Source organism: Vibrio sp. V38_P2S17PM301, assembly GCF_009904845.1.
GTDB classification, from domain to species: Bacteria; Pseudomonadota; Gammaproteobacteria; order Enterobacterales; family Vibrionaceae; genus Vibrio; species Vibrio proteolyticus.
Genome location: NZ_WXWO01000058.1, coordinates 1 through 26,184 on the forward strand (window position 1 = coordinate 1; position 26,184 = coordinate 26,184).

Consider the following 26,184-nt stretch of genomic DNA (forward strand, 5'->3'; position numbering starts at 1 on the left):
AATATATCCAACGCTGGGCTAAAAGTAATGGCCATGAAATTGTGCATTGGTATGTTGATGAAGCGGCGAGTGCTTTCAAAGGAAGGCGATTTGTTTTTGATGTAATGCTACATGAGCTATCTGAACAGATTATCGATGCTAATGGAGTCGTGGTGTATAGCCTATCCCGTTTTTCTAGAAACTTAAAGAATCAGCTTTTGGCTATGGAAGTTTTGGAGAAAAAAGGGATGATTTTGCAGTCTGCAAGTGAAGCTTTACCTAGTGAGCCTTCTAGTTTTAAATTTATGACTAACATATTGGGCATACTACATGAACACCAAAGCCGAGAAAACGCTGCTGTCGTATCTGACCGTTTGCGAGATACAGCAAGAAAAGGCTTCCATACAGGTGGGCCATTACTTTTTGGTTATCAGTCAGTTAGCGTTAAAGGTGACACATCGAAAGAGCGTAAAAAACTTGTTGTAAAAAGTGATGAAGCAGAAGTAGTTAAAGAGATCTATTCTCTTTCAGATATAGGTCTTAATGGTAAGGGGTTAGGAGTAAAAGAAATAGCAAAGATCTTAAATGACAAAAAGATCACTAACAGAGGGAAAAGGTGGAACAAAAACACCATTCATCGGATATTAACGAACTCTGCCTATAAAGGAGAATTTGAATTTGGTAAAACCCAAAAAAACGAACCAGGTAAGAACATAATAAAAATCCCAGTGCCAAAAATCGTTTCAAAAGAATTATATAATAGAGTGCAAAACAAGTTGTCCGAGCGTCAAGTTGCGTATAACAATGTAAAGTCATTACGCTCTAGTTCATTATTGACAGGGACTCTTCGATGTCCAGTTTGCGGTTCGACGATGGTTATATCGACTGGAAAGGGTGGTAAATATAAGTACTACCAATGCAGCCTGCAAGTTAGACAAGATCCTAAGCTATGTTCATCAAAGCGTCTTCGCAAAAACGAAGCAGATAATGCCTTGAGAAAAGCTCTGTTAGAACATGTGTTTACTTATAAACACTTAGCAAATATCTATAATGATACTTTGGAAATTGTTAAGAATAAGAAAAAAGTTAGTGATGAAAAGCTAAGACCGATTAGAAATCAAATCAGCTCACTAAAGACCAAAGTTAGAAACTTGGTAGACCTTATAGCTGACGGGAAAATTGAGCCTAATCCTGCAATAAACCGTAACATGGATGAATACAACGCTCAGATTGCCCTTTATGAGGAAAAGCTGGATAGTTATAAATCACTAGCATCAATACCCATCAAACGCTTTGGAAAAGCTCAAATCAGTTCGTTCGTGGACAATGTACAACAATACGTGAAGGAAGCTAATGATGAGAAACTAAAGCAATTTTTGTTAGCGACGATAACAGAGGTAACAATCACCGAGCAAAAAAAGCTAGTGCTCAAAGGGAGTAATTTAGCTCTACTATACCTTATTTCAAATGAAAAAGTGGGAACCGATTATTCGGTTCCCACTTTCGTCACTATATGGCGGAGAGATAGGGATTTGAACCCTAGATACGCTATTAACGTATGCCGGTTTTCAAGACCGGTGCTTTCAACCACTCAGCCATCTCTCCATGTGGGCGCTATGATAGGAATATCCAACAGGCTTGTAAAGCGAAGAATCGAGGTAAACGGAGCGGTTGCTCGTTAACTAGCCGATTGTCAAACTCGTGCTAAACTACTAAAAATGCTTATAAATACTAATTTTGTGACGTAAATACTCTATTCATACTTATGCTAATAAAATAATGTTTTATTAATAAGGTTTTGAATTTTAAAAGAAATATGGGTTTGAGAAAACGCTTGTACGCCCGAAAGTCGTTGCACGTAAGTGTGAACTGTTTCAAAATTAGCTAATTACCAGTCTGAAGTGGTTAATTCTGAGGTATTTATGAAAGTCGCGGATCTTTTCAAACATCGTGGTGAAACAGTGTCCAAGTATCATTCTGAGTTGTTGGAGAAAATGTCTCCCGCAGTACGTGAGTACTGGGGCGAAATTCTGCATAAGGCGAATAATCGCCAATTCTTCTCATGGGTACGTGATTTTCAGCAGCCAGCAGTCAACGAAGACGTGGTTGTTGAAGAACCGCAGATCGTGCTTAAGCCTGAAGCACAAGTCTTGTTTGATGAACTTCAGCAACAGATTGGCGAAGTGATCCACACCGGAGACTGGCTGAGCGTTGATCAAGAGCGTATCAATCAGTTTGGCCAGGTGACAGAAGACATGCAATGGATTCATACTGATCCTGAGCGCGCAGCCGCAGAGTCTCCATTTAAGACGACCATTGCACATGGTTTTCTGACCTTGGCATTGCTGCCGCGTTTAACGGACAGTGTTGACCCTGAACATAACCTGTTCCCCAGTGCGAAAATGGTGGTCAATATCGGTCTCAACCAGGTTCGATTTCCCTATCCGGTGAAAGCTGGTAATCGCCTTCGTGCAGTGAGCACGCTAACTAAAGTCACACCTATTCGCAAAGGGTTAGAGGTTGAGCGTGAAATCAAAGTTGAGATCGATGGAGTACGTCGCCCAGCTGCGGTTGTTGTGTCGGTGATTCAACTGCACTTCTAAGTATCCAGATAGCAAAAAGGAGAGCCATGGCTCTCCTTTTTTGTTTCTTAAGTTATTTTGTCGGTGTGTAGCCGTACTCTTCAATCAATTTTTTGGCCGCTTCAGAATCAATGTATTCGATAAACGTTTTAGCGTCTTTGTTGAGCTTTTCTGGATAGAAGACCAATAAGAACGGACGGGAAAGCTCGTATTTTCCGTCGGCGATGTTCTTTGTTGTCGCTTCTGTTCCTTCAAACGTAATGGCTTTAACGGACCGATCAACTGAACCGGTGGAGATAAAGCCGATTGCCTGTTTGTTGTGGTTAACCAGTGTTTTTACCATGCTGTTACTGTTGACCACCAGGTTGTCTGGATTAATGTCAGAAACCTCACGGTTGTTCACGATGCGCGTCAGGCCTAATAGGTGCTCGAAACTGTAACGGGAGCCTGATGATGCTTCACGGGTAACGACGGCAATTTGTTGATCCGGTCCGCCAACTTGTTTCCAATTGGTGATTTTTCCTTTGTAGATATCATACAACTGTTCACGGCTGATATTGGTCAGTGGATTTGACTGATGGACGATCACTGCCAGTCCGTCAAATGCAATGGGATCCACCTTCAGGTCGCCAGACATCTCGCTTTCGACCAGGTAGCGTGAACTCATACCAATGTTGACGACTCCTTTTTTGACCAGTGTTATCCCCGCCGTAGACCCGACGCCCTGAACCGCGACATAAGTTTCTGGATGAGCTTTATTGAAATCTTCGGCGAGTACATCCATGACACGGGCGACCGACGTTGAGCCGGAAACACTGATTTGTGCCGCAAACAGCGGGAAAGAAAACAACGTAGTAGACAGCAGGGCAGCCATCGCAATTCGAATCATACAAAACTCCGGAGGTGGTATATCAGATGCCGCTTATCATATGTCGATTACATGACAATTTTGTGAAAATGAATGCAGACTCAAATATTTATAATTCATATTATGGCTTCTACACTTAATCAGAAGTGATGTTACTCGGGCTAAATAGCTGATACAGTCAAAAAAGTGATCACGCCAGCATCGCTAGGGAGAGTTGAATGAGTTTGGTGAATTTGTTGCAAAGGCAGGTTGAAACCCGGGCTCAGGTTGTGTGTCAGAACCGTAATCAGAGCTTGCCGGTTGAACTGGGCAAGGCCAGTTTTGAAGTGCTCGATAATGGTGTGGTGTTTGTCAAACAACACTATCTTCTCGATTCTTCGCACTGTGATTACTTTAACCCGGTGGCGCGAGTACTGTGGGATGAAGAACAGCAACGATGGAATTTGTCGGTCATTCAGGAAGAAGGGTGTGACGACTGGGTTCCGTATCCTTATCTGGCGTTTAGTAATGACTTAACGGCGTTGATGCGAGAAATTGAGAAAGATCCCAAGTCGTTGTTCTGGGATTGATGCCTATCCGGATACGAATTAAAGAAAAGGCGCCCTACGGCGCCTTTCTTGCGGACAATGTGTTATTCGGCTTCAGCCGGAGCCTTTTCCGATTCTTCCGGTTTTGGCGGCTCAGCGAAGACCTGAGTCGGTTTTGCCACCAGGCTGCGATTTTCCTGGTTCACTTCTGTCAACACCACTTCCAGTGTGTCGCCAAGGCGATAGATCAATTCTTTGTCGATGGCGATGGTACCGTTGTCGCCATCCAATTGGATACGCTCTTTGTTGGCGACGATCAGTTTGCCTGGAACAAACGCTGCGGCGCCATTTTCCAGCAGACGGATACGCATACCGGCACGTGAAATATCGAAGATCTCAGCAGAGAACTTGGTTTCTTTCGCCGGCTCTTCGGCCAGTGTGCGGGCATACAGCCAGTCGGCCACGTTGCGCTCAGCAATCTTATGATGCTTGCGGTGCAGTGCAAGCTCTTCGCCGACCGTTTCATCGGGTTGCTGCACCGGCGCTTTGCCCAGCACGTGCGCTTTGAGCATGCGGTGGTTGATCATGTCGCCGTATTTACGGATTGGAGATGTCCAGGTCGCGTAGATATCCAAGCCCATTGCAAAATGCGGCAGCGGTTGGTTACCAATTTCGCTGTATGTCTGGAATTTACGAATACGGTTATCCAGGTAAGTCGTTTCCTGAGTGCCCAACCAACGACGCAGTGCGGCAAAGCCTTCCAGAGTAGTAATGCTTTCAGCGGTGAACGGAAGGTCGCCTTGTGGATTCACCAGTTCAACGACTTCTTCAATTTTCTCGGCTTTAAAACCACTGTGACAGTTGAACACACCAGTTTCAAAGTGAGCACGCAGAACTCTGCCTGCACAAATGTTAGCCGTGATCATGGACTCTTCTACCAGACGGTTTGCACTGCGGCGCAAGTCGGCATGAATCGCGACAACGTCGTTATCTTCACTCAGTTCAAAGCGGTAGTCCGGGCGATCAGGGAACACGACGGCGTGTTCTTCTCGCCAGTTTGCACGTGCCTGAGAAAACGCGTACAGATCGCGCACGATCTGTGCGATCTCATCGCTTGGTGTCCACTCGGATGACTCACCGGTCTCCAGCCAGTCAGAGACATGATCGTAGACCAGCCGTGCGTGGGATTTAATGTTGGCAGAGAAGAAACGGATATCGTCGCCAATAACGCCATCTTTGCTTACGGTGACCGTGCAACACAGCGCCGGGCGAACTTCGTTTTCTTTCAGTGAACACAGATCGTCCGCCAAATCACGAGGCAGCATCGGAATGTTGCGGCCTGGCAGATAAATGGTGAAGCCACGTTCACGTGCCACTTTATCCATCTCATCATCCGGCGTGATGTAAGCCGTTGGATCGGCGATGGCGATGGTCAGCTCAAACTCCCCGTTTTCTTTTTGTTTGGCGTACAGCGCATCGTCCATATCTTTGGTTGATTCGCCGTCAACGGTCACAAACGGAATATGGGTCATATCGATGCGTTCAAGATCCGCATCGTCTTTTAGTTCCCAGTTCTCGATTCCAGCCGGTTCGCTATTCGGCAAATCGTTTTCTGCCAGCGTAACCCACCACGGCGCAATCTTGTCGTTTGCGTCGGTGATCTTTTCTGAGATTTCAACAAAGAAGCCATTGTCGCCTTTAAGAGGGTGGCGCGTCAGGTGAGCGACCACCCAATCGCCTTCAGCAAAATCGTCTGGCTTGAGACCTTTTTTCACTTTGGCTTTCAGGGATTGTTTCTTCAACTGAGGGTGATCAGGTGCCACATTCAGTTTGCCTTTGAACATCTTAACGCGGCCGATAAAACGGGTCAGAGATTGCTCCAGTAGCTCTTGAGGCTCGGCCACTTCACGCTCGTTTTCGGTACGAATAATGGCAACGACTTTATCGCCGTGCAGACATTTTTTCATGTATGGTGGCGGGATGAAGAAGCTGGTTTTGCTGTCGACTTCCAGGAAACCAAAGCCTTTATCGGTGGCTTTGATGGTGCCTTCTTTCTTTGGCAGGGTTTCCTGAATTTGTTGTTTTAGCTGAGCTAACAGAGGGTTGTCTTGAAACATCGTAAACTTATCTAATTTTGGGCCGGCGAGACATGTCGCGTTGGCGACTCAGATTTTACGTCGATTATGACGCAGCAATAGCAGCACACTATAAACATTGACGCTGCGGATTACTACCGAAAGCGTGCTTTTCACCCCGGAAAAGTTGCTGTTTGCCGTAGGGCGTGCCACCCTTTCTAAACTTGGCTTATGACGTAAATATGACCGTTTTTACCAGTTATGAGAAAAAATTGTGATGTATTTCAATTTTTTCTGGCTTTTTGTGTGCTTTTACGAAATAATCCGCGTCCCTTAGTTGTCCCTAGCGGCTTGATGCGATTTAACACTTATCCGCATCTGAAAGGAATCAGCTCTAATTTGTTGTTTGGATTGGTATGGAATTGGTAGAGCTCGTGGGACCTTGTAAATCAATAATCTTAGTGGGATCCCAATGCAAGATTCTGTAACACAGTTCAGCGACTTAGCGCTGAACGACGCCATTCTTTCTGCTCTGGACGGAATGGGCTTTGTTTCTCCAACTCCAATTCAGGCGGCTGCCATTCCGCATCTGATGCAAGGCGCTGACGCGCTGGGTAAAGCTCAGACCGGTACTGGTAAAACAGCGGCTTTCTCTCTTCCTCTGCTGAACAAAATCGATCTAGACCAACGTAAGCCCCAAGCTATCGTGCTGGCACCGACTCGCGAACTGGCGATTCAGGTAGCGGCCGAAATGAAAAATTTGGGTCAGAACATCCGTGGTCTGAAAGTGCTTGAAATCTACGGCGGTACGTCCATCGTTGATCAAATGCGTGCTCTGAAAAGTGGCGCTCATGTCATCGTCGGTACACCGGGCCGTGTACAAGACCTGATCAACCGTGAACGTCTGCACTTGGACGAAGTACATACTTTCGTTCTTGATGAAGCGGACGAAATGCTGAATATGGGTTTCGTTGACGACGTTACCGATATCATGGAGCACGCGCCAGAGTCTGCTCAGCGAGTTCTGTTCTCAGCTACAATGCCTCCGATGCTGAAAAACATCGTTGAACGCTTCCTGCGTGAGCCAGTCACTATCGACGTTGCAGGTAAAAACCACACAGTAGACAAAGTAGAGCAGCAGTTCTGGGTGGTTAAAGGCGTTGAGAAAGATGAAGCCATGTCTCGTCTTCTGGAAACCGAAGAGACGGATGCGTCAATTGTATTCGTACGTACTCGTCAGGATACTGAGCGTCTGGCAGACTGGTTGTCTGCGCGCGGTTTCAAAGCAGCAGCACTGCACGGTGACATTCCGCAATCCTTGCGTGAGCGTACCGTTGACCACATCAAACAAGGTGTGATCGATATTCTGGTGGCAACTGACGTCGTTGCTCGTGGTCTTGATGTGCCACGTATTACGCACGTATTTAACTACGATATTCCATTTGATGTTGAGTCTTACATCCACCGTATCGGTCGTACTGGCCGTGCAGGACGTAAAGGTAAAGCGATCCTTCTGGTTCGTACCAACCAAATCCGTATGCTACGCACTATCGAGCGTGTGACGAAGTCTTCAATGGAAGAAATCCAACTGCCACATCGCGATAAAGTGGCAGAATCTCGCCTGGAAAAACTGGGTGCAGAACTGGAAGCGGAAAAAGAACACAAAGCACTAGAGAAGTTCGTTGATCTGGTAGAGAAACTGCAAACGTCTCTAGAACTGGATGCAACCACTCTGGCTGCCATTCTGCTGAAGCGTCAGCAAGGCAAACGTCCATTGTTCTACATCGGTGAAGATCCGATGATCGAAGCGATTGAGCGTGATAAGTTGCGTCGTCGTGAACGTCGTGAAAACGGTGGTCGTCGTGAGTTCGGTAACCAGGAATGGGATACTTATCAATTCCAGGTCGGCCGTGAGCAAGGCGTTCAGGTTAAAGACATTGTCGGTGCGCTGGCAAATGAACTTGGCCTGACTAAAGGCTCTATCGGTGCCATCAAGCTGGATCGTGGTGAGACTTACGTTCAGTTGCCTAAAGCGATGTCTTCAGATGTAGCGAACAAGCTACGCAAATTACGCATTCGTCAGAAGCAAGTGGATGCTGTGGTATGTGACTTTGATGATTTCCGCGAGTCACGTGGTCGTCGCGAAGGCGGACGTCGTGATGGTGGTCGTCGTGACGGTGGTTTCCGTAGTAATCGCGAAGGCAATGGCAACTTCCGTGGTAGCCGTGAAGGCGGCAACCGTGAAGGTGGTCGTCGCGAAGGCGAACGTCGCTTCGATCGCAATCGTGGTGGCGATCACCGTGGTAACCATCGTGGTGAACGTGGTCATAGCCGCGGCCGTCGCACCGAAGCGTAATTCTTTGCAGAATTAAGAAAAAGCCCCGCTCAGATGAGCGGGGCTTTTTTGTGCATTAAGCGGCGGGATAAACCATTGGAAAGTCGAGCGTGGGATGTTTAGCAACCATGGCGCTGAAGCCGTATACCCGCTCAAGCAGTTTGGGTTGCAGCGCTTCCCAAGGCGCGGCATCTTCGACCAGCTTGCCATTATGGAGGATCACCATTCGGTCTGCGTATTGCGCGGCCAGATTCAAATCATGCAGCACCACAATGACCGCAGCCTGTTGTGTAGTGGCCAGCTCACGTGCGATGTGCAGCGTATTGTGCTGGTGGGCGAGATCCAGGGCAGATGTCGGTTCATCCAACATCAGGATTTTGCGCTCTCCACTCTGATGTAACTGGGTTAGTACCCGGGCGAGATGCAGCCGCTGTTTTTCGCCGCCAGATAACGAGGTGTATAGCCGTTCTCCGAGGTGCGCAACATCGGTCAGCTGCATGTAGTGCATGGCGATATCCCGGCTTTCGGCCTGACCGATGTTCAACGGTAAGGCGCCCAACTCGACCACTTCGTGAGCCAGAAAAGGAAAACTTAAGCTACTGTGTTGAGGCAATATCCCCAAGTGACGGGCCAGCGCTTGAGACGGCCATTGTGATGAAGATTGAGCAAAATAGGTGAGAGGGCTATCGGAGTTAATCTCACCACACATTAGTTTGAGTAAGGTACTTTTTCCCGCACCGTTTGGCCCGAGTAGCGCAGTAACCTCACCTGCGCGAATATCCAGATCAATGTTATCCAGTATGGTGTGCTTGCCAAATTGCACACTGGCTTGGCGAACACTCAGAACCACTTGTGGCATTACAGAATTCGTCCTTTTTGTTGAAACAGAAGATAGAGAAAGAAGGGGGCCCCAATCAATGCGGTAATAATCCCGACTGGCAATTCGGCAGGCGCAAGAACGACGCGAGACGCCATGTCTGCACCGGTCAGCAACAGGGCGCCCATCAGTGCAGAAAGCGGCAGCAAACGGCGATGATCCGGTCCGGCTAACATACGCCCAAGGTGGGGAATCACCAGGCCAATGAAACCTATCATACCGGATACACTAACGGTCACGCCGACACCGACCGCCGTGAGCAAAATCAGGTGGCGTTTGAGACGTTGTACCGGAATACCAAGATGACGAGCTTCCGCTTCACCGAGCAATAAAGTGTTGAGAGCCCGGGCGTGACGATAAAACAGCACCATTAAGAGTAGGAAGGTGGTGCCCGCCAGGCCTATGGAAGACCAGCTTGCACCAGCCAGCGAGCCCATCGACCAGAGTGTCAGATCACGTAACATTTGATCGTCCGCGAGAAAGTTAAGAAAGCCGATGCCCGCCCCTGACAAAGCGCTGATTGCAACGCCGGCAAGCAGCATAATGGTGACGGAAGTGCCGATTTTAGATGTGCCAAGATGGTAAACGATAACCGTGGTCAGCGCTCCGCCTAAAAAAGCAAATACCGGAATCGCAGTGATGTTCATCAGGACAGGATAGGCTTGCGCCAGTTCGGAAAATAGGACTATCGCAGTTGCCGCCCCTAACGCGGAGCCGGCTGATACACCAATGATACCCGGTTCTGCCAGCGGGTTGCGAAACAGGCCCTGGGTCACCGTGCCGCACAGAGCCAGCGTTGCGCCAACAAATACACACAAAATGGTGCGTGGGAAGCGAATTTCATGGATCACCAGATTTATGTGCGCTGGAAGTGTGTTCGAGCGCACAAGCAGACTGTACAAACTGTCGGTGAACCCGATCTGCATTGGGCCGACGGTGATCGAATAGACGGAGGTTATCACCAACATCAGCGAAAACAGCCCAAGTGTCACGCTCAAAGGAAGTCGTCTCAACAACATGATTGAGCCCTATTTTGACAATAGTTGATGCAGTCGTTCGGCTTCGGCCAGGCTCTTTAAACCCAGTCCGCCAACCAATGCATGCCCGTCGATGGTGAGGATCTGTTTATTCTGACCCGCCGGGGTGGCTGCGAGCATCGGCATCGCCTTGAGGAGCGCGTCAGCGCCGCCTAGCTTGTCGTAGCTACGGCCACTCACCAGAATCACATCAGGTTGCATCTCGACCATAGATTCCATCGAGAGCGGTTTGTACGAAGTTAGCTGTCTAGCTGCCGGGTTGATTCCGCCCGCCAGGCGAATAATGGCGTCTGGCGTCGTATCTTTGCCAGCCACGTTGGCTGCCCGGCCTTCATGAATTAGCAGGAAGAGGACTTTTTTCGGGGTATTTAACGGTTGGTGTGTCAGAGCATCGAGCTGCTGTTGGAGATCTTTTTTCAGCGTTTCGGCTCTGGTTTCGCTGTGGGTCAGAGTGGCAATTTGATCAACACGCGCTAAAAGTCCCGCAGTGCTGGTCTGAGTGTTAACGATTTCAACACGTACGCCAGCGGATTTGAGCTGCTCTAAAGTGGAGCCAGGCCCCATTTCATCCGATCCAATCAGCAGTGTAGGGGACAAGGCCAGCAGACCTTCCGCAGACAGGCGGCGATGGTAGCCTATCTTGGGGATTGTTGTATTCCCTGGTAGTGTGCTAGTGACATCCACAGCGACAAGTTGATCATCCACGCCTAACGCAACCATCAACTCAGTGACGGCACTGCCTGCACTGACGATGCGTTCGTTGGCAGACGCGGTGATTGGGGAGAGCAGATTCAACGCTAAGGCGCCAAGGCAGAAAAAAGGTTTGAGCGGTAACATGTTAAAAATCTCGTTTACTTAGAATCTTCGGTGAGTAATTGGGTCGCCTGAATGCCGTTTTCTTGCAAGTAAGCCAACAGTTTGACCAGGTATTGAATATCGGCCGTTTTCTCGGCGCCGATGACGATCGGTCGAGGTTGGGAACTGTGTTGTTCCAACAGCGCCAGAGTAAAGTTTTCCCAGTCGAGGTATGTCTGACCATCGATAGCCCAATGTGGCTCATCATTAAGAATGTTGATGGTCATGGATTGGCTGTCGATGGCAGCAGAGATTGGGGAATCGGTGGTTGGCAGGCTCACGTCCAGCGAGTCCAGCTTGACGGCTGCCGTCAACATCAGAAACACCATAACGATAAAAATAATGTCCAGAAGCGGCGTTAAATCGGGCGTCATACTGAAGGACGTGTGGTTGTGCCCAGTTTTAATCATTGTGAAGCCACCGGGGAATTCATCGCTGTGCCATGTGTCTGAGCCAGGATTGGTCCGGCCAAATTGACGCCTTCAAGCCAAAGGTTGACATAGTTCAGTGTGTGCTCGAGTTTGGCCATCACACGGTCTGCCCATAATCCCAGTAACTGAGCGGCAACAATAGCGGGCAGTGCGATCAAAAGACCGGCAGCGGTGGTGAACATGGCGATGCCTAGCCCATCGGCCAGATCGCTTGGGGTCACATTGCCTGAAGATGCGGCCATGCCCTGAAACATCTCGATCAGGCCAAGAACAGTTCCGAGCAAGCCCAGTAATGGGCTGATCACACCAACCAAGGTTAACAATCGCAAACCTGAATGGAGTTGGTGACGCTGCTCTTGCAGCCAGATACCGGCGGCGTCTTCTCTTAGCGTTTTCTCTACATGGCGATGTGTCAGCAACATACCGACTCCCTTAAACAGTAAGGGACGGCGAGGAAGTAGCGCTTCTGCTAGCTCGTCCAACTGTTGATGGTGTTGCGGTGAAAGCTGCATGAGTTTGTATTGAACCGCGCGTTTTCCCACTGAGAAACTGATCGCGACTTGGATCAGGCGCTCAGCAATAATCATTGCGGTCAGAGCGGAACAAACGAGCAGTGGCCAGGTCATCAGGCCAAGCTGTTGCTGTAATTGAGCAAAGGTTTCCATGGTTAATCCAACTTAAAACGAACGGGAATTTGTACTCGGTGTGCGACTTTCTGCCCCGCAATGATGTGGGGGGAAAACCGCCATTGTTTGATGGCATTGAGTGCCGATTTGTCCAGTAGTGTTTCTCCGGAAGAAGCAATCAATACTTGTTTGACCTGATTACCATTTTCATCCAGCCATACCTCGTACATTGTCACGCCTTCAATTCCCCGTTTTTGTGCCAGACGAGGGTAATGCGGGGCGACCGGCCGAGTGACAAACGATGGTTTTTGTACCATGACAGGTTCACTGGATGCGCCTTGTGTCGCCGGTTGAGGTTTCACGTTGTCGATAGGAGGAGTCGGTGGTGTTTCCTGCTCAGGTATTTTTGGTTGTTGCTTTGTTGCCGGCTTAGCTGACTTAACCTGAGCCGGCTTTGATTTGATTGGCTTTGTGACGTGTTTCTTCACCGCCGGTTTCGTGGCGACACTTTTCGTCGGTGACGTCAGTTCCGCTGCCGCTTGCACAGTCTCTGGAGCCTCAGTGGGTATGGCGTCGGATGCTGGGATGGGAGGCGGGGCAGCAACAAAATTTATCGCAACAGATGTCGACTGGCTACCCGCGGGCATTGCCAACGCTTTTGGTTCCTGGGCGACAAACAGTAGAGCAGCATGCGCGATCAAAGACACACCGCCAGCAATTGCATACCTTGTCAGGCTCACTTTTTTCTCCACTTTGTTGACTGGCTGAACACACAGAGCAGATTATTATTTAAAATCTAAATAATATCAATTATCAATTGCATTCTCATTTGTGTGCTTTTATGATCCCGAACCAGCACCTAGATTGAAGCCTGAGTCCCTTGAATAAAGGGCATTGCAGGATTGTATATGAAGATTGACTTAAATAGTTTTGATGAATCGGTTTTGGGGCGTCATACCGACGATCCACTCCGATTTGCTTTCGATGCGAAGCACTCCGCTCACGCTGGTGGCGGAAGTTTGATGGTGTCGCCGCAGAGTTCAACTACGGTTTTAGACAAGCTGTACCAAACTCCGGGTCGTGCCGGTGACAAGCGCTGTCTCTATATCCATGTTCCTTTTTGTCGTGTGCGGTGTACGTTCTGCAATTTTTTCCAGAACGCGGCAAGTCGCCGTTTAGTCGATGAATACTTTGATGCTCTGATGTTGGAAATCGAACAAAAGTCCCAGTTCGCCTGGACACAGTCCGCGGTATTTCAGGCGGTGTACGTTGGAGGTGGTACGCCAACGGATCTGTCTTCAGAACAGATACAGCAATTGGGTCAGAGGATACGATCCGCGTTTCCACTTGCGTCTGATTGCGAGATTACCCTGGAAGGGCGAATCAATCGTTTTAGTGATGAAATGTTTGAAAGGGCGCTCGAAGGCGGATTTAACCGTTTCTCTTTTGGTGTTCAGAGTTTTGATACTAAGGTCAGACGCAGTGCTAAACGACTGGATGATCGAGATACGGTGCTGGAACGTTTGAGCCAGTTAAGTGCCCGCGATGATGCATTAATTATTATCGATCTTTTGTACGGACTGCCGCATCAGTCGGCTGAGGTCTTTGAGCAGGATCTGCGCGATTTTCTCTCGACTGGGGCTCATGGACTGGACTTGTATCAGTTAGTGGTCGGCGGAGACGCGCCGATGTTGAATTTGGTGGAAAAGGGTAAGTTACCTCCGCCGGCAAGCTCCACGGAGAAAGCGCTTCTGTATAAAATTGGCGTTGAGTTTATGCGCCAGCATCATTTTCGGCCACTCAGCGTCAATCATTGGGCTCGAGACAACCGGGAGCGCAGTTTGTATAACAGTTTGGCCAAAACGTCGGCTGACGTGTTACCGCTAGGTTGTGGTGCGGGCGGTACGCTTGGCGGCTACAGTGTCATGCAGCATCGTCATCTTCAAGCCTATCTGCAAGCGATTGAGACACAACAGATGCCAGTGATGATGCTCAGTAAACAGCATGACTTGGCATCGGTATTTGCCGCTTTAAAAGCGGCTTTCGACAGTGGTGTACTGCGTCGCTACGCGCTACCAAAGGTGTTTGGGGTGAACCTTTTTGGTTTACTGCATCCTCTGTTCGTCCACTGGGATCGCCTTGGTCTGGCAAAGCTTGAAAAGGATTATCTCAGCCTGACGTTGGCGGGTGGTTTTTGGTCTGTCACTTTGACGCAGGCTTGTATCCGGATTCTGCTTCATACTTATCAAAACACGATGAAGCCATGTTTGGTGGCCTCTTAATGGAATAACTATGAATACATTAAAACAACAGGTCGCTCAGGTGATCGAAGATGAACCGAAACTGCTCCCAGCGGCCATTGCACAGCAATTGAAGGTATCGGAGTTTGATGTGGTTGCTGCGTTGCCGGATGACATGGTCGCCGTGATGGCAGGTGAACAGGCACAATCGATTCTAGAAGAACTGGTCAGTTACGGGCCGGTGACGACTATCATGCATTCGTTCGGTTCGATTTTTGAAGTGAAAGCTCCGTTTCCAAAAGGTAAGCTTGCACGCGGTTATTACAACTTGATGGGGCGCAATGGGGAACTTCATGGCCATCTTCAACTCGACAATATTAAGAATATCGCGTTAGTCAGCAAACCATTCATGGGGCGAGAAAGCCACTATTTTGGTTTCTTTTCTGAAGACGGCAACAACATTTTCAAAGTGTACCTGGGGCGGGATGACAAGCGTGAATTGATTCCGCAACAAGTATCGCGATTTAAACAAAAACAAGCAGAAATAAAACAGAACGATCTTTGAGAGAGTCAGGAGATAGCCATGGATCAGCAAATAAAACAAGAGCGTTTGCAGGGACGCCTTGGACCGGAAATTCAGGAGTTTCGTCAGCAACGCAAAACCATTCAACTGGCGACAGTGGATGAAGAGGGGCGCCCTAATGTGAGTTATGCCCCGTTTGTACAAAATCAGGAAGGCTACTTCGTGCTGATTTCAGAGATAGCACGTCACGCAAGAAACCTCCAGGTGAATCCGCATGTCTCTTTGATGTTGATCGAAGATGAAGAGAGCTCAAAACAGTTGTTTGCTCGCAAGCGTTTGACATTTGATGCAATTGCCAGCGTGGTAGAACGTGATTCACCACTGTGGGCGCAAGTGATCGGACAAATGCAGGAACGTTTTGGCGAAATTGTCGAAGGGTTAAGTCAATTGCAGGATTTTGTCTTGTTCAACCTCAAAGCTGAACGTGGTTTGTTCGTGAAAGGTTTTGGGCAGGCGTATCAGGTATCAGGGGATGACTTGGTTGATTTTGTGCATCTGCAAGAAGGCCACAAAAAAGCGTCTAACAGCTGATTATTATTAATCATTTTCTAAGGGAGCTATAATGCTCCCTTTTCTTTTATCTGGAGTTGATCACCGTGAAACCGATAAGCAAAGCGCATGGTGAAATGTGTTACCCGTTTATTTATGAAGACAGCCCAGTGTGTGATTTTGAAATTGCGGCGGACGAGCTATGTACACGTGTGGGCAAAGTGTTGAGTATGGAGCTGGACGAGCACAGCCGGGAAATATTGACCCGCATGCAGCCGCACATATACCATCTCAATGGCTCTGTGCGCGGCAAGTTAGCCATTTTTGAGGAGACGCTCAAGGAACTGCATCGCGATTATGAGCAACTCTGTCAGATTCTGGAAGGCGGTTTTCGTGGATTTGTGTTGCCTGGCGGGCATCCGATCGCAGGAGAGCTGCACTTGTGCCGTACGCAAGCAAAGAAGGTGGTTCGTGCCTTAGTGGCGGTGGAACACTCGGGCCAAAAATCGCCTGCGCCCATTCTGTTTAAGTATGCCAACTTGCTGGCGAATATTCTTTACGCACTGGCCTCATACACCAACCGTATTCATGATGTGGCGGAGACGGAATTTGTCAGTAAAAGCTACGCGATGCCCAAGTAAAGACGGATTGTCTGAATAACGGCATCGGCGATAAGATTTTCTTTGTGAAAACGCTCTTGTAGGTGGGATCAATGAATACGTTGTTTACTTATATTTTGGCTTTGCAGCAAGACGTCAGTGGTTTGTCTATCGACGAACAAGTGTGTCAAACACACACCATGGTTGATGGCGATTTGGTGACGCAGGTGAGTGAACTTACGGTTAAGTTTAACAATGGTGTCATGCTACACAAGCACCTGGAGCGTGATCTGGTACATACGTGTGAGGCAGGCACGTGTTCAGAATGCTGGATCACTTACCAAGTGATCGCTCAGCCTGACAGCTTGAGGGTGACACCGCAAAAAAATGCTTCACGAATCCATGTCAGGAAGCATTCTGGCTCAAAATTAATACGGTACAAACGCCTGTCTGACGAACTGTTAATGTCCGTGTTCCAGTGACCTGACAGTGAAACAATCGGCAGGATGTACGCGCGCCTTAATCAAGCGTTAAATAGGAAAATAAAAAAGTGAAAAAGTGGTTGTTAATCGGGTTATTGCTAACGGGGTTCGCGATGGCATCGGATAAGATTGAACATCCGTGTACCGTGAAAGGTGGTGGCGTGACCGCTGGCTATCTGTGTGCTGTGAACAAAATGGATATTGCCGACAAAGAGCTGAATCGAACTTATCTGGAAGCGTTAAAGAGAGTTAAAGAAGAAGAAACCGCTTTAAGGAAAACATGGGAAAAGACAGACTTGGTGAAGCCTTTTCGGGCTGCTCAGCGCGCATGGTTAACATTCAGAGACGCTCAGTGTCGATTCAGTGGCCTTTCTTCAACACCATCTCCCTGGCAAGCCGTTCAGATTGAGGAATGTAAAGTAAGAATGACGCTTGAACGAATCGCTTATTTTAAGGCGGTGTATGTCGGTTAATTGCCTTGCAGTGCAACGTGAAGCCAGTAACAAATCGTTAATTAGGATTCGCGACGCGTGGCATTTTTTAATGATTTAGGTGTAGTGTTGGAGAGGGCAAAAGGAGCCGGCAATGATGTAATCCTTGCACGATAGTTCACATCGTATTGATTGACGACCAGAGAAGCCGAAAGGAGGCGAATGCATGCATCAACATGAAAAACTGAATTATGTAGAGTTTGGAGCCAAAGACTTGGCCGCCACGAAGGCTTTCTTTTCTGCGGTTTTTGGCTGGGCGTTTGTGGATTATGGCCCCGAGTATACCGCCTTTTCAGACCAAGGGTTGGATGGTGGTTTCTTTCGGGCAGAGACTTGCAATCAAACCAGCACAGGTGGGGCACTGCTGGTGTTTTATAGTGCTGATATCGAATCGACGTTGGCTAAAGTGACTCAGCATGGTGGTCAAGTGACGCGTCCTGTCTTCGATTTTCCGGGTGGCTGTCGCTTCCATTTCAAAGAACCCAGTGGTAACGAATTCGCGGTGTGGTCAGAGGCGCGTGGATAGAACCGTGCATCATGATCTCAATCGGTTAAGGTCAAACTAGATTTTAGGAGTCGGCATGGAACAGGGAAACGCTTTTCAGGATTTAGTTCCAAATAATCATTGCTTTGGGTGTGGCCCCGAAAACCCGCTCGGTTTGCAAATCAAAAGTCACTGGGTTGATGAGAACAAATCGGCGTGTAGGTTTGTGCCTTCACCTCATCATTGTGCGGGGCCCGTTCAGTTTTTAAATGGCGGTATCATTTCGACCGTCATTGATTGCCATTGTATATGCACGGCGATAGCGAAGGGCTATCAATTGCAGGAGCGGGAAATCGGGACCGGGGAGACGATCTGGTATGTAACCGGGAAACTTGATGTGACTTTTCTTAAGCCGGTACGCATTGAACAAGAAGTGGAATTGGTTGCCGAGATAGATGAAATAAAAGGCAGCAAGATGACATTAACTTGCCAGCTCTACTCTGCAGGCGAACTCTGTTGCTCTAGCCAGGTTGTGGCGATACAAGTGCCCAACAGTTGGCTAAATAATATGACGGGTTGATTGGCAAACTCATTGAACGTTTATTCGAAAACAGTTGAGTCTCTTGTCAGGCGAGATGCGTTGCGGCTAAAAGCATTGCAATGTGTTAAGCAACTTCAGTTGCCTCAATGCTATCTGGCGGCTGGCTTTGTACGCAATTTGGTTTGGGATTATTTGCACGCCAAACCTCGGTCAACCGCGCTAAACGATGTCGATGTGATCTATTTTGATCCTCTGGAAACGAACCCTGACGCGCATCTGGCTCACGAAGCTCGACTGAAACACGCCTTGCCTATACTCAACTGGCAAGTGCGTAATCAAGCTTGGATGCACCTTCGCAATGGGGAGCGTCCCTATCAGAGCGCTATTGATGCGATGAGCTACTGGCCTGAGCAGGAGACGGCGGTTGCGGTCAGACTCAACAGTGACAATCAATTTGAATGCGTGTCCGTGTTTGGTCTTGCTTCGTTGTTTGCATTGAGGATTACCTACAATCCAAAACGTGAACGTGTTCTGTTTGAACAACGACTCCAGACTAAAGGCTGGCTCAATCTATGGCCTGAGTTGCGAGTCGTATGAACGCCTTGGGCTGAGTGCGGCCAAGACAATCTTTTGAAATTAAAATAGAAAAGTGTCGGTCTCATTTCGAGTGGATGGCAATACTACACAGCTGAAGAAGAGAATAACGCAGGGAGTAACGGAATGTTTGTGGTTTCAATAACCTATAAAGTCAACTTGGAGCAAGTGGAGTCGCATTTAGACGATCATATCGCATACCTTGATCGTCAGTATGAGCTCGGTCACTTTCTGGTTTCGGGACGCAAAGTACCCCGGACGGGCGGTGTGATTCTCGCGTTGGCACAGAGCCGTGAAATGCTCGATGCTGTGCTCGCTGAAGATCCTTTCTACCAGCATGCCTTAGCCGATTATGATGTAACTGAATTTGTGCCTACCAAGTCGTCCCAAGAGCTGGCGCTGTTGTTAAATCGGTAATCAGTCAGCTTGTCTGTCGTGTTTCAACTGTAACCAGCGCGCCCTGGCGTTTTATCTCAGGCTTGGGTACCAAGTGTCGACTCACGACGAGGATTTTAGCGAGCTGGTATTTCGTTTGATTTAGTAGCCATCAGGCTATTGCTTCTCAGTCGCGGCGGCATGATCGACTTTCGCAATGATATTCATGTAGTTCGCTTATAGTGCCTGCTCCCGTTTGCTGGCCGTTATGTCGCAAAATTGTAAGCACTTTCAACTTTGATCAAACCGTATCGGCCAGCGCCAGAAATGGCATCTGTAGCAGATTCAGTCCAAGTCGTTGCGACTTCATATTGTTCTCCTTGTGACAATATGAGCGTAATGGACGCAAAGTAAAAGATAGTGTTGATACGCAGCGAAAACACATTGCGCCATTGTGGGCAAATGAGCCTGTGGATTGTCTGAACCAACGAGAGAAAACCTGTGAAGATAAGTGAATTGCAAGCGCATATTAAAACGTTCGATTACGACCCTGAACAGCCGCAGAGCTACTTTCTAAAGTTAATTGAAGAAGTAGGGGAAGTGTCCGAAGCATTAAGAAAAAACCGTTCAGGGCAGCCTGACAGTGGGTCTTTAAAAGGCTCCTTAGCAGAGGAGTTGTACGATGTCCTCTATTATGTTTGTGCGTTGGCAAATATCCATGACATTGATTTGGAGAAAACGCACCAGCTCAAAGAACAGTTAAACAAGATCAAATACAACCGTTAGGTCAACAAGCGTCAGAGTCTGCGGACGCGAGTCCGCCGCCTTAGGAAATGGAATAAATGATTATCAGGGAAATGAACAAAGATGATGTAGACGCATTGACCGATATTTTTGTCGAGCTAGAGCGTTACTACTTTGGGGAAGAGGCGGCCAGTGCAGAAGAGCTTCATGATTATCTGCTGACTAAAGTGTTTTCACCCGAGTCTGGTGTCCGGGTAGTGGCGGCTATCAACGACCAGTGTGTGACGGGGATTGCGACCTATACCTTGATGTATCCGGCCCCGAAATTATCAGGACAGATGTATATGAAGGATCTGTTTGTTTCATCGGCGGCCCGAGGGCAGAGGGTTGGGAGAAAGATCATGCACTATCTGGCTGCACTCGCCATTGCAAAAGGTTGCCGGCGTCTCGACTGGACGGCAGAAACAACCAACCCGTCTGCGGGCGACTTCTATCGCGCTATCGGTGCCCAGCATGTGACGGAAAAACAATATTACCGTTTTAGTGATGAAGCACTAAGTCAACTCGCGGTTTTGAATGAATAACATCGACGTTAACAGAGATTATAGGGAAGAAGATGAAGACAGCACTTATCACCGGAGGAACGAAAGGGATCGGACTGGAAGCGGTCGTGCGCTTTGTCCGGCAAGGTTATCAGGTAGTGACGTGTGCCCGCCATTCAGACACCTGGCGACAAGCGACGTTGATTCATCCGGAGCTGGAATCGGTAAGGTTTATTCCAACCGATATTTCCGTTCAGGCTCAAGTTGAGCATCTTTTTGACTGCATTAAGTCGGATTATTCCGGGTTGGACGTCGCGGTCAATAATGCGTCACCGGCATTGGGTTCGAGGGGGCTTTATCATACGGTTGATCCCGATGCGCTGCAGGAGACACTGCAACAGGACTTTTGGTCACATGCGTTGTGTCTCCGTTACCAATTGGAACTGATGAACTCAGGAAGCGCAATCGTCAACATTAGCTCGATTAACGGACTCAGGCCCACACCGAATGCTGCCATGTATGCGGCAACGAAGCACGCTTTGGAAGGGTTAACGCGCTCGCTGGCGCTAGAAAACATTGAGCGCGGTATTCGCATTAATGCGGTGGCTCCGGGCGTCACCTGGACACCACGCTGGGAAGAGCGGGCAAAGGAAATACCGGCTATCCGACAAGATGTTTCCAGCGTTGTCCCACTGGGGCGGTTTGCCAGCAGCAAAGAGATCGTTGATGCGATTGAGTTTCTTTGCTCCGATAAAGCCAGCTATATTGTCGGCCACACGTTGGTGGTTGATGGTGGGCTGTCAATAAAATAAGTCAGCCATTTACCCATTACAGAAGGATCTATTGCGGCTATGTTGTTACCACCAAGATTAAAACAGGGCGATACGATTGGCTTTTTCTCGCCATCCTCACCGGCGACCGTATTTGCCCCCACTCGATTTGCGCGAGCGAAAACTTTTCTCGAAAGCAAAGGGTTTAAGCTGAAAGCAGGTAGCCTGACGGGTGAATCAGACCATTACCGTTCGGGGTCAATACAGGCCCGGGCTGAAGAACTGAATAGATTGATTCGTGACCCTGAGGTGCGGTGTATTATGTCGGTGATCGGCGGGTTCAACAGCAACGCGCTGCTGCCTTATATCGACTACCAAGCGCTGCAGCGTGATCCGAAGATCATCATAGGTTATTCGGATGTGACCGCACTCCTGCTCGGTATTTATAGCAGGACTGGGCTGGTTACTTTTTATGGCCCGGCGTTGGTGGCATCGTTTGGGGAACTTCCTCCACTGGTCGAAGAGACATTTGCATCCTTTGAGTCGTTGCTTTGCCACTCGCCGAGATGGCCTTACGAGTATCAATTACCAACCTATTGGACCGATACGATGATCGATTGGGAAACGCAAAGTGAAGCAAAGCCTGTGCGTGATAACCAATGGCAATTCCTTGGCAATGCAGCGGTTTGTGGGCGACTTGTTGGCGGTAACCTCAATACCATGGGCGGTATCTGGGGATCAGAGTTTATGCCAGTAATCCAACCAGGTGACATCCTGTTACTCGAAGATTCGCTGTTAAGTATCGCCCACATCGAGCGATCATTTAATCATCTAAAACTCTGTGGTGTGTTTGAGAAAGTGGGCGCCATTATTCTGGGCAAACATGAACTGTTTGACGACAAAGGTACCGGACGAACGCCATTGGATGTGTTACAAGAAGTACTGGGAGAGCAGACGCTGCAAATTCTTTACGGGTTCGACAGTTGTCATACTCATCCGATGTTGGTGACGCCGCTGGGTGTGGAAGCGTGTATTGACTTCGAGCAGGAAACCATCCATCTGATGTCGCCCTGGACTCAGGAAGTTTCCGCTGGACAAGCTTAAATGTTGAGTCGGAGCGTGTAATGCCAGATCAGCACTCAGTGATGACGTTATTTCAAGGAGGATTTATGGACGCAGAACAACAAATTAAACAACTAGGCCTGATACTGCCACCATTCAGCGAACCACAAGGCAGTTATCGTAACTGTGTACGTACAGGAAATCTTTTGTATGTTTCCGGAAAAGGGCCAGTCTCGGGATTCGATGAGATACCCAAAGGGAAATTGGGGCGTGAGTACACCGTTGAGCAAGGGTACGAGTTCGCCCGTGCCGCAGGGCTAGATATTTTAGCGGCCATAAAACAAGAGCTCGGTACACTCAGTCGCGTGACCCGCGTGGTGAAAATTCAAGGCTTTATCAATGCAACTGAAGAGTTTGAACAACATCCCCGAGTGTTGGATGGTTGCTCTGAGCTGATGGTGGAAGTGTTCGGTCAAAAAGGCATGCATGCCCGTTCTGTTTTTGGTGCCGCTTCGGTCAGAGCCAACTTACCACTTGTGATTGACTCAATTTTTGAAATCGCTGATTAGAGTGTTAAAAATATGCAACAGGCATCAAGTGAGTCACTGAAAGAGTCTTTAACGATAAAACAGCGACTTACAAGCGCTAAACTTCATATTGAAGAGCGTTGACCTTCGTGATCAAACGCAATTCATTCTTAGCAAAATTACCGGATAGTGGACGGAGCATATGGGGTATATGCGTATCGTAAAGAGGTAAAAAATGCGAATGTATCGAGACATTACGAATGATCCGTCGATCCGCGGGTACGAGATCGGTGATGATTACATCACGGTGTGGTTGGAAGGCGATGTCAGGCCAAGTACCTATAAATATGATCGGGCTGGTCGGCAGCATGTGGAGCGAATGAAGCAGTTGGCGAAGTCGGGGAATGGACTCAATGCTTATATTCAACACTTCGTGAAGTTTGATTACGATCGTTAATGTTTCAGCCTGACGCTTGGTATTGTGTCAGGCTTTTTCATATCTGTTGTCTGTACACTTTTACGTGCCACATTGCTGTGCTAGGGTGAATGTCCTTAATTTCATGAGCTTACATGACGAGTTTAAGCATAAGGAACCTATGCAAATTACACTGTTACGCGAGTCAGATACTCAAGCGTTGTTAGAATTTGAGTTGGAAAATCGCGCCTGGTTCGAATCCCATATCAACCCACGTGAAAATAGCTTCTACAGTTACGAAGGTGTGCGTAGCCACATTCTTGAGTTTCTCGGTGGCTACAGGACCCGTGAAATTCTGCCGATGTTAATCAAAAATGATCAAAACGAGATCGTCGGTCGAATTAACTTTCATCAGGTGGACAAACTCCGCCAGACGGCTCACCTGGGTTATCGTATTGGCGAGCGCTTTACGCGTCAGGGTATTGCGTCGTTGGCGGTGGGGCAGATTCTCCAGAAGGCACGTCAGTTTGGTGTTCACACGGTGATCGCCATGGCAGCAATCGATAATCTGGGCTCGCAAAAAGTATTGGGGAATAACGGATTTGAAAAAGTTCGGGTGATCAAAAACTTTGCCGTTGTGCGTCGGCGCAGTATCGATTGTATTGAGTTCCAGATTGATTTGGACAGCGAGTAACTCTCAGCCATCAAATGGCCTGAGGGGGGCACACCAAGTGGTCAAAGACATAAACAGCCAAGGAGTCATCATGGCATTGGATATTTATCAAGTCGACGCTTTTACCCATCAGGCGTTTCGTGGCAATCCGGCCGGCGTGTGTATCATTCGGGAAGATTTGGATGAAGCGCTGATGAAAAACATCGCTAAAGAGATGGCCGTTTCTGAAACGGCGTTTCTGAATCTGAATACGATGAATCTCAGATGGTTTACGCCACAGGTTGAGGTTGATTTATGCGGGCATGGTACGTTGTCAGTAGCGCATATTCTCAGACAGCGACATGTTGCCCAGACAGGCGACGAACTGGCATTTGTTACGCGAAGCGGCATATTGAAAGTCACGTTAGATGAGCAGCAGTATCATCTGGATTTGCCTGCCGCTCAGATTGATACTCATCAAACAGTGAGTGATGAGCTGATTGATCATCTTGGAATCTATCCGGAGCAGGTCATTCAATCCGGTCTGTTTGACGGCAATTATTTTATCGAGGTCGAGGATGAGGAAACGATTCGTTGTTTGGAACCCAACTTTGATGCTTTAACACAGTTCCCCGGGCGTAGTGCTTTAATCACGGCACGTTCAGAAAGCCGCTACGATTTTATTTCGCGCTACTTCGCTCCGTGGGTGGGCGTGAATGAAGACCCGGTTACGGGCTCTGCTCACTGTGCGCTGGCCACTTATTGGGGAGAGCGACTGGGTAAAACTGTGATGAGCGCGTATCAGGCTTCGCAGCGAGGTGGCGAGGTGACAGTAACCTTACTGCCTGAACAGCGCGTTTTACTGACCGGACAGGCGGTGACGATTTTGAGCGGAAAACTGGAGCTGTCAGTATGAATAAAGTGGTGATTGTCACTGGCGGTGGCCGTGGCATCGGTGCAGCAACGGCCAAAAGGTTGGCGGCTCAGGGGTACGCTGTGGCCATCAACTACCGGGTTCGCCATCAAGAAGCTGAAGCTGTAGTTGCGGAGATCACAAGTCTTGGCGGTACGGCGTTGGCGATTGCTGCCGATGTATCGGTAGAAGCGGATGTCGTTCGGCTGTTCGAACAGGCTGAGCAGCATTTTGGTCAAGTGACGCATCTGGTCAACAACGCCGGTATTCTGACCACCCAGTCCGAGTTAAAGCACATGACCGCCGAGCGTTTTAGCCATGTATTGAACGTCAATGTGATAAGCTGTTTTTTATGCTCGCGCGAGGCTGCGAGAAGGCTGCCCTTTGGAGGCGCTATTGTCAATGTTTCGTCTGCGGCTTCACGCACCGGAGCCCCGTTTGAATACATCGATTATGCGGCGTCCAAAGCGGCGATGGACACTATCACCAAAGGTTTGTCTCTCGAATTAGCGCAACATGGCATTCGGGTAAACGGTGTGCGTCCGGGGTGCATATATACTGAGATGCACGCTGATGGGGGAGAGCCTGAGCGTGTGGATCGCTTAAAAGAACGTATCCCGTTGCAACGTGGCGGTCAACCAGAGGAAATTGCGGCGGCGATCGCCTGGTTGCTGTCGGATGAAGCGTCATACGCAACAGGGTCGTTTATTGATTTGGCTGGCGGAAACTAAAGCGTAAGGAATCGTATGGAAGCTCTGGGAAAGGATATTTGGATTGTCGAGGGTGGAACGGTGCCCTTTTTTTCATTGCCGTATTCGACTCGGATGACAGTGATACGTTTGCAAGACGGTCGTTTATGGATTCATAGCCCAATCAAACTGACGCTGTCTCTGAAAGCGCAAATAGAGGCTCTGGGTGAGGTTGCCTACCTGATTGGACCGAACCATCTGCATCACTTGTTCATTGAAGATTGGCAGCGCGCTTATCCCTTGGCGCAGACATACGCGACGGCGGAGCTGAAAAATAAACGTGAGGATCTGTTTTTCAATGGGGTACTTGAGTCAAGTTCGGCAATGCCATGGTCGTCAGAGATACGCCAACTGCTGTTTACTGGCTCTCGGGCAATGCAAGAGTGTGTGTTTTATCATCCGGAATCGGGCGTTTTGATCGTAACCGATTTGATTGAGAACTTTAATCCGACGGTATTTAAGCCCTGGCAGCGTGCGATAGCCAGAGGCGTTGGCATTCTGGCTCCCAACGGTAAAATGCCGCTGGACTGGAGGATGAGCTTCATGTTCAGTAAACCGCAGGCAAGAGAACACCTTGCGACCATACTCGAATGGCAGCCACGTATGATTGTGATGGCGCATGGTGAGATCATCCGTCAGCAGGCAGAAGGTTTCTTACATCGTTCTTTTTCCTGGCTTGACCTGAACTGTTCCCACTGACTTTCGAAGGCTTTCCCTACTCAGTGAAATAAGGTGCGCAA

The 26,184-nt window shown here is 48.5% G+C and carries 31 protein-coding genes, 1 tRNA gene and 1 pseudogene; 24 read left to right on the forward strand and 9 right to left on the reverse strand.

Annotated features, from left to right (window positions below; genetic code table 11):
• Positions 1-5 precede the first annotated feature (5 nt).
• Positions 6-974: pseudogene (locus CAG64_RS24105) on the forward strand (recombinase family protein); the annotation flags it as partial.
• A 519-nt stretch (positions 975-1,493) separates the two neighbouring features.
• Here CAG64_RS24105 and CAG64_RS13515 read toward each other — a convergent pair.
• Positions 1,494-1,584, reverse strand: a tRNA-Ser gene (locus tag CAG64_RS13515).
• 317 nt (positions 1,585-1,901) lie between these two features.
• Here CAG64_RS13515 and CAG64_RS13520 point away from each other — a divergent pair.
• Positions 1,902-2,582 carry a MaoC family dehydratase gene (locus tag CAG64_RS13520; protein ID WP_021704989.1) on the forward strand — a complete coding sequence of 227 codons (681 nt, stop codon included), beginning with the start codon at positions 1,902-1,904 and terminating at the stop codon, positions 2,580-2,582.
• A 52-nt stretch (positions 2,583-2,634) separates the two neighbouring features.
• Here the strand turns inward: CAG64_RS13520 and CAG64_RS13525 are convergent, their stop codons facing one another.
• Complete coding sequence (locus tag CAG64_RS13525) at positions 2,635-3,450, reverse strand: phosphate ABC transporter substrate-binding protein (RefSeq protein ID WP_021704990.1); 816 nt, start codon at positions 3,448-3,450, stop codon at positions 2,635-2,637.
• A 197-nt stretch (positions 3,451-3,647) separates the two neighbouring features.
• On the opposite strand from CAG64_RS13525, the gene CAG64_RS13530 reads away from it, so the two are divergent.
• Positions 3,648-3,998: a DUF3024 domain-containing protein gene (locus tag CAG64_RS13530; protein ID WP_021704991.1), complete on the forward strand. Its 351-nt coding sequence runs from the start codon at positions 3,648-3,650 to the stop codon at positions 3,996-3,998.
• Between the two features lie 62 nt (positions 3,999-4,060).
• Here the strand turns inward: CAG64_RS13530 and rnb are convergent, their stop codons facing one another.
• Positions 4,061-6,073 carry an exoribonuclease II gene (rnb, locus tag CAG64_RS13535; protein ID WP_161488501.1) on the reverse strand — a complete coding sequence of 671 codons (2,013 nt, stop codon included), beginning with the start codon at positions 6,071-6,073 and terminating at the stop codon, positions 4,061-4,063.
• Between the two features lie 430 nt (positions 6,074-6,503).
• Between rnb and CAG64_RS13540 the strand changes: the two genes are divergently transcribed.
• On the forward strand, positions 6,504-8,387 hold the full coding sequence (locus tag CAG64_RS13540) for a DEAD/DEAH box helicase (RefSeq protein WP_021704993.1): 1,884 nt from the start codon (positions 6,504-6,506) through the stop codon (positions 8,385-8,387).
• A gap of 55 nt (positions 8,388-8,442) precedes the next feature.
• On the opposite strand, the gene CAG64_RS13545 is transcribed toward CAG64_RS13540, so the two are convergent.
• From CAG64_RS13545 to CAG64_RS13570, 6 genes are read right to left on the reverse strand one after another with little or no spacing between them, the layout of a single operon-like run.
• Positions 8,443-9,225, reverse strand: a complete 783-nt coding sequence (locus tag CAG64_RS13545; RefSeq protein ID WP_021704994.1) for a heme ABC transporter ATP-binding protein — start codon at positions 9,223-9,225, stop codon at positions 8,443-8,445.
• Positions 9,225-10,262 (reverse strand): FecCD family ABC transporter permease, encoded by a 1,038-nt coding sequence (locus CAG64_RS13550; protein WP_161488502.1) that lies wholly within the window; start codon positions 10,260-10,262, stop codon positions 9,225-9,227. The genes CAG64_RS13545 and CAG64_RS13550 overlap by 1 nt, the downstream gene beginning before the upstream one ends.
• Before the next feature lie 9 nt (positions 10,263-10,271).
• Entirely contained in the window at positions 10,272-11,117 is an 846-nt protein-coding gene (locus tag CAG64_RS13555) for a heme/hemin ABC transporter substrate-binding protein (protein ID WP_161488503.1), read from the reverse strand.
• 14 nt (positions 11,118-11,131) lie between these two features.
• Complete coding sequence (locus tag CAG64_RS13560) at positions 11,132-11,545, reverse strand: ExbD/TolR family protein (protein WP_161488504.1); 414 nt, start codon at positions 11,543-11,545, stop codon at positions 11,132-11,134.
• Positions 11,542-12,231 carry a MotA/TolQ/ExbB proton channel family protein gene (locus CAG64_RS13565; protein WP_161488505.1) on the reverse strand — a complete coding sequence of 230 codons (690 nt, stop codon included), beginning with the start codon at positions 12,229-12,231 and terminating at the stop codon, positions 11,542-11,544. Before CAG64_RS13565 ends, CAG64_RS13560 begins: the two co-directional genes overlap by 4 nt.
• Before the next feature lie 2 nt (positions 12,232-12,233).
• On the reverse strand, positions 12,234-12,932 hold the full coding sequence (locus CAG64_RS13570) for a TonB family protein (RefSeq protein ID WP_161488506.1): 699 nt from the start codon (positions 12,930-12,932) through the stop codon (positions 12,234-12,236).
• A gap of 168 nt (positions 12,933-13,100) precedes the next feature.
• On the opposite strand from CAG64_RS13570, the gene hutW reads away from it, so the two are divergent.
• The 20 genes from hutW to CAG64_RS13670 all read left to right on the forward strand — a co-directional run bounded on the left by hutW (position 13,101) and on the right by CAG64_RS13670 (position 26,143).
• Positions 13,101-14,474: a heme anaerobic degradation radical SAM methyltransferase ChuW/HutW gene (hutW, locus tag CAG64_RS13575; RefSeq protein ID WP_161488507.1), complete on the forward strand. Its 1,374-nt coding sequence runs from the start codon at positions 13,101-13,103 to the stop codon at positions 14,472-14,474.
• 10 nt (positions 14,475-14,484) lie between these two features.
• Positions 14,485-14,997, forward strand: coding sequence for a heme utilization cystosolic carrier protein HutX (gene hutX, locus CAG64_RS13580; RefSeq protein WP_161452511.1), 513 nt, complete (start codon positions 14,485-14,487; stop codon positions 14,995-14,997).
• An 18-nt stretch (positions 14,998-15,015) separates the two neighbouring features.
• Complete coding sequence (hutZ, locus tag CAG64_RS13585) at positions 15,016-15,546, forward strand: heme utilization protein HutZ (RefSeq protein WP_021705002.1); 531 nt, start codon at positions 15,016-15,018, stop codon at positions 15,544-15,546.
• Between the two features lie 65 nt (positions 15,547-15,611).
• Positions 15,612-16,145 carry an ATP--cob(I)alamin adenosyltransferase gene (locus CAG64_RS13590; RefSeq protein ID WP_040902510.1) on the forward strand — a complete coding sequence of 178 codons (534 nt, stop codon included), beginning with the start codon at positions 15,612-15,614 and terminating at the stop codon, positions 16,143-16,145.
• 71 nt (positions 16,146-16,216) lie between these two features.
• Positions 16,217-16,585 carry a hypothetical protein gene (locus tag CAG64_RS13595; protein ID WP_161488508.1) on the forward strand — a complete coding sequence of 123 codons (369 nt, stop codon included), beginning with the start codon at positions 16,217-16,219 and terminating at the stop codon, positions 16,583-16,585.
• A gap of 68 nt (positions 16,586-16,653) precedes the next feature.
• The gene (locus CAG64_RS13600) at positions 16,654-17,058 is read left to right on the forward strand and encodes a lysozyme inhibitor LprI family protein (protein ID WP_337247455.1); all 405 of its coding nucleotides are present in this window, start codon (positions 16,654-16,656) and stop codon (positions 17,056-17,058) included.
• Positions 17,059-17,242: 184 nt separating this feature from the next.
• On the forward strand, positions 17,243-17,602 hold the full coding sequence (locus CAG64_RS13605) for a VOC family protein (RefSeq protein ID WP_161488509.1): 360 nt from the start codon (positions 17,243-17,245) through the stop codon (positions 17,600-17,602).
• Between the two features lie 55 nt (positions 17,603-17,657).
• Positions 17,658-18,140, forward strand: a complete 483-nt coding sequence (locus CAG64_RS13610; RefSeq protein ID WP_161488510.1) for a PaaI family thioesterase — start codon at positions 17,658-17,660, stop codon at positions 18,138-18,140.
• Between the two features lie 12 nt (positions 18,141-18,152).
• Positions 18,153-18,698, forward strand: a complete 546-nt coding sequence (locus tag CAG64_RS13615) for a nucleotidyltransferase family protein (protein ID WP_161488516.1) — start codon at positions 18,153-18,155, stop codon at positions 18,696-18,698.
• 123 nt (positions 18,699-18,821) lie between these two features.
• The gene (locus CAG64_RS13620) at positions 18,822-19,112 is read left to right on the forward strand and encodes a YciI family protein (protein ID WP_021705008.1); all 291 of its coding nucleotides are present in this window, start codon (positions 18,822-18,824) and stop codon (positions 19,110-19,112) included.
• Between the two features lie 459 nt (positions 19,113-19,571).
• Complete coding sequence (locus CAG64_RS13625) at positions 19,572-19,856, forward strand: MazG nucleotide pyrophosphohydrolase domain-containing protein (RefSeq protein ID WP_021705009.1); 285 nt, start codon at positions 19,572-19,574, stop codon at positions 19,854-19,856.
• A 56-nt stretch (positions 19,857-19,912) separates the two neighbouring features.
• Entirely contained in the window at positions 19,913-20,398 is a 486-nt protein-coding gene (locus tag CAG64_RS13630) for a GNAT family N-acetyltransferase (RefSeq protein ID WP_161488511.1), read from the forward strand.
• Between the two features lie 32 nt (positions 20,399-20,430).
• Positions 20,431-21,168, forward strand: coding sequence for an SDR family NAD(P)-dependent oxidoreductase (locus CAG64_RS13635; protein ID WP_161452521.1), 738 nt, complete (start codon positions 20,431-20,433; stop codon positions 21,166-21,168).
• Between the two features lie 39 nt (positions 21,169-21,207).
• Entirely contained in the window at positions 21,208-22,230 is a 1,023-nt protein-coding gene (locus CAG64_RS13640; RefSeq protein WP_161488512.1) for a S66 family peptidase, read from the forward strand.
• Between the two features lie 65 nt (positions 22,231-22,295).
• The gene (locus CAG64_RS13645) at positions 22,296-22,757 is read left to right on the forward strand and encodes a RidA family protein (RefSeq protein ID WP_161488513.1); all 462 of its coding nucleotides are present in this window, start codon (positions 22,296-22,298) and stop codon (positions 22,755-22,757) included.
• A 193-nt stretch (positions 22,758-22,950) separates the two neighbouring features.
• Complete coding sequence (locus tag CAG64_RS13650) at positions 22,951-23,172, forward strand: hypothetical protein (protein ID WP_021705014.1); 222 nt, start codon at positions 22,951-22,953, stop codon at positions 23,170-23,172.
• 139 nt (positions 23,173-23,311) lie between these two features.
• Complete coding sequence (locus CAG64_RS13655) at positions 23,312-23,824, forward strand: GNAT family N-acetyltransferase (protein ID WP_021705015.1); 513 nt, start codon at positions 23,312-23,314, stop codon at positions 23,822-23,824.
• A gap of 70 nt (positions 23,825-23,894) precedes the next feature.
• On the forward strand, positions 23,895-24,698 hold the full coding sequence (locus tag CAG64_RS13660; protein WP_161488514.1) for a PhzF family phenazine biosynthesis protein: 804 nt from the start codon (positions 23,895-23,897) through the stop codon (positions 24,696-24,698).
• Positions 24,695-25,426 (forward strand): glucose 1-dehydrogenase, encoded by a 732-nt coding sequence (locus CAG64_RS13665; RefSeq protein ID WP_161488515.1) that lies wholly within the window; start codon positions 24,695-24,697, stop codon positions 25,424-25,426. The genes CAG64_RS13660 and CAG64_RS13665 overlap by 4 nt, the downstream gene beginning before the upstream one ends.
• Positions 25,427-25,441: 15 nt before the next feature.
• A complete protein-coding gene (locus CAG64_RS13670) occupies positions 25,442-26,143 on the forward strand; it encodes a DUF4336 domain-containing protein (RefSeq protein ID WP_021705018.1) in 702 nt (233 codons plus the stop codon).
• Positions 26,144-26,184 lie beyond the last annotated feature (41 nt).

Excerpts from the sequence above, each read along its gene's own strand:
- CAG64_RS13520 (WP_021704989.1), top strand. The coding sequence starts at position 1,902 with ATGAAAGTCGCGGATCTTTTCAAACATCGTGGTGAAACAGTGTCCAAG.
- CAG64_RS13525 (WP_021704990.1), bottom strand. The coding sequence starts at position 3,450 with ATGATTCGAATTGCGATGGCTGCCCTGCTGTCTACTACGTTGTTTTCT.
- CAG64_RS13530 (WP_021704991.1), top strand. The coding sequence starts at position 3,648 with ATGAGTTTGGTGAATTTGTTGCAAAGGCAGGTTGAAACCCGGGCTCAG.
- rnb (WP_161488501.1), bottom strand. The coding sequence starts at position 6,073 with ATGTTTCAAGACAACCCTCTGTTAGCTCAGCTAAAACAACAAATTCAG.
- CAG64_RS13540 (WP_021704993.1), top strand. The coding sequence starts at position 6,504 with ATGCAAGATTCTGTAACACAGTTCAGCGACTTAGCGCTGAACGACGCC.
- CAG64_RS13545 (WP_021704994.1), bottom strand. The coding sequence starts at position 9,225 with ATGCCACAAGTGGTTCTGAGTGTTCGCCAAGCCAGTGTGCAATTTGGC.
- CAG64_RS13550 (WP_161488502.1), bottom strand. The coding sequence starts at position 10,262 with ATGTTGTTGAGACGACTTCCTTTGAGCGTGACACTTGGGCTGTTTTCG.
- CAG64_RS13555 (WP_161488503.1), bottom strand. The coding sequence starts at position 11,117 with ATGTTACCGCTCAAACCTTTTTTCTGCCTTGGCGCCTTAGCGTTGAAT.
- CAG64_RS13560 (WP_161488504.1), bottom strand. The coding sequence starts at position 11,545 with ATGATTAAAACTGGGCACAACCACACGTCCTTCAGTATGACGCCCGAT.
- CAG64_RS13565 (WP_161488505.1), bottom strand. The coding sequence starts at position 12,231 with ATGGAAACCTTTGCTCAATTACAGCAACAGCTTGGCCTGATGACCTGG.
- hutW (WP_161488507.1), top strand. The coding sequence starts at position 13,101 with ATGAAGATTGACTTAAATAGTTTTGATGAATCGGTTTTGGGGCGTCAT.
- hutX (WP_161452511.1), top strand. The coding sequence starts at position 14,485 with ATGAATACATTAAAACAACAGGTCGCTCAGGTGATCGAAGATGAACCG.
- hutZ (WP_021705002.1), top strand. The coding sequence starts at position 15,016 with ATGGATCAGCAAATAAAACAAGAGCGTTTGCAGGGACGCCTTGGACCG.
- CAG64_RS13595 (WP_161488508.1), top strand. The coding sequence starts at position 16,217 with ATGAATACGTTGTTTACTTATATTTTGGCTTTGCAGCAAGACGTCAGT.
- CAG64_RS13605 (WP_161488509.1), top strand. The coding sequence starts at position 17,243 with ATGCATCAACATGAAAAACTGAATTATGTAGAGTTTGGAGCCAAAGAC.
- CAG64_RS13610 (WP_161488510.1), top strand. The coding sequence starts at position 17,658 with ATGGAACAGGGAAACGCTTTTCAGGATTTAGTTCCAAATAATCATTGC.
- CAG64_RS13620 (WP_021705008.1), top strand. The coding sequence starts at position 18,822 with ATGTTTGTGGTTTCAATAACCTATAAAGTCAACTTGGAGCAAGTGGAG.
- CAG64_RS13630 (WP_161488511.1), top strand. The coding sequence starts at position 19,913 with ATGATTATCAGGGAAATGAACAAAGATGATGTAGACGCATTGACCGAT.
- CAG64_RS13635 (WP_161452521.1), top strand. The coding sequence starts at position 20,431 with ATGAAGACAGCACTTATCACCGGAGGAACGAAAGGGATCGGACTGGAA.
- CAG64_RS13640 (WP_161488512.1), top strand. The coding sequence starts at position 21,208 with ATGTTGTTACCACCAAGATTAAAACAGGGCGATACGATTGGCTTTTTC.
- CAG64_RS13645 (WP_161488513.1), top strand. The coding sequence starts at position 22,296 with ATGGACGCAGAACAACAAATTAAACAACTAGGCCTGATACTGCCACCA.
- CAG64_RS13650 (WP_021705014.1), top strand. The coding sequence starts at position 22,951 with ATGCGAATGTATCGAGACATTACGAATGATCCGTCGATCCGCGGGTAC.
- CAG64_RS13655 (WP_021705015.1), top strand. The coding sequence starts at position 23,312 with ATGCAAATTACACTGTTACGCGAGTCAGATACTCAAGCGTTGTTAGAA.
- CAG64_RS13660 (WP_161488514.1), top strand. The coding sequence starts at position 23,895 with ATGGCATTGGATATTTATCAAGTCGACGCTTTTACCCATCAGGCGTTT.
- CAG64_RS13665 (WP_161488515.1), top strand. The coding sequence starts at position 24,695 with ATGAATAAAGTGGTGATTGTCACTGGCGGTGGCCGTGGCATCGGTGCA.
- CAG64_RS13670 (WP_021705018.1), top strand. The coding sequence starts at position 25,442 with ATGGAAGCTCTGGGAAAGGATATTTGGATTGTCGAGGGTGGAACGGTG.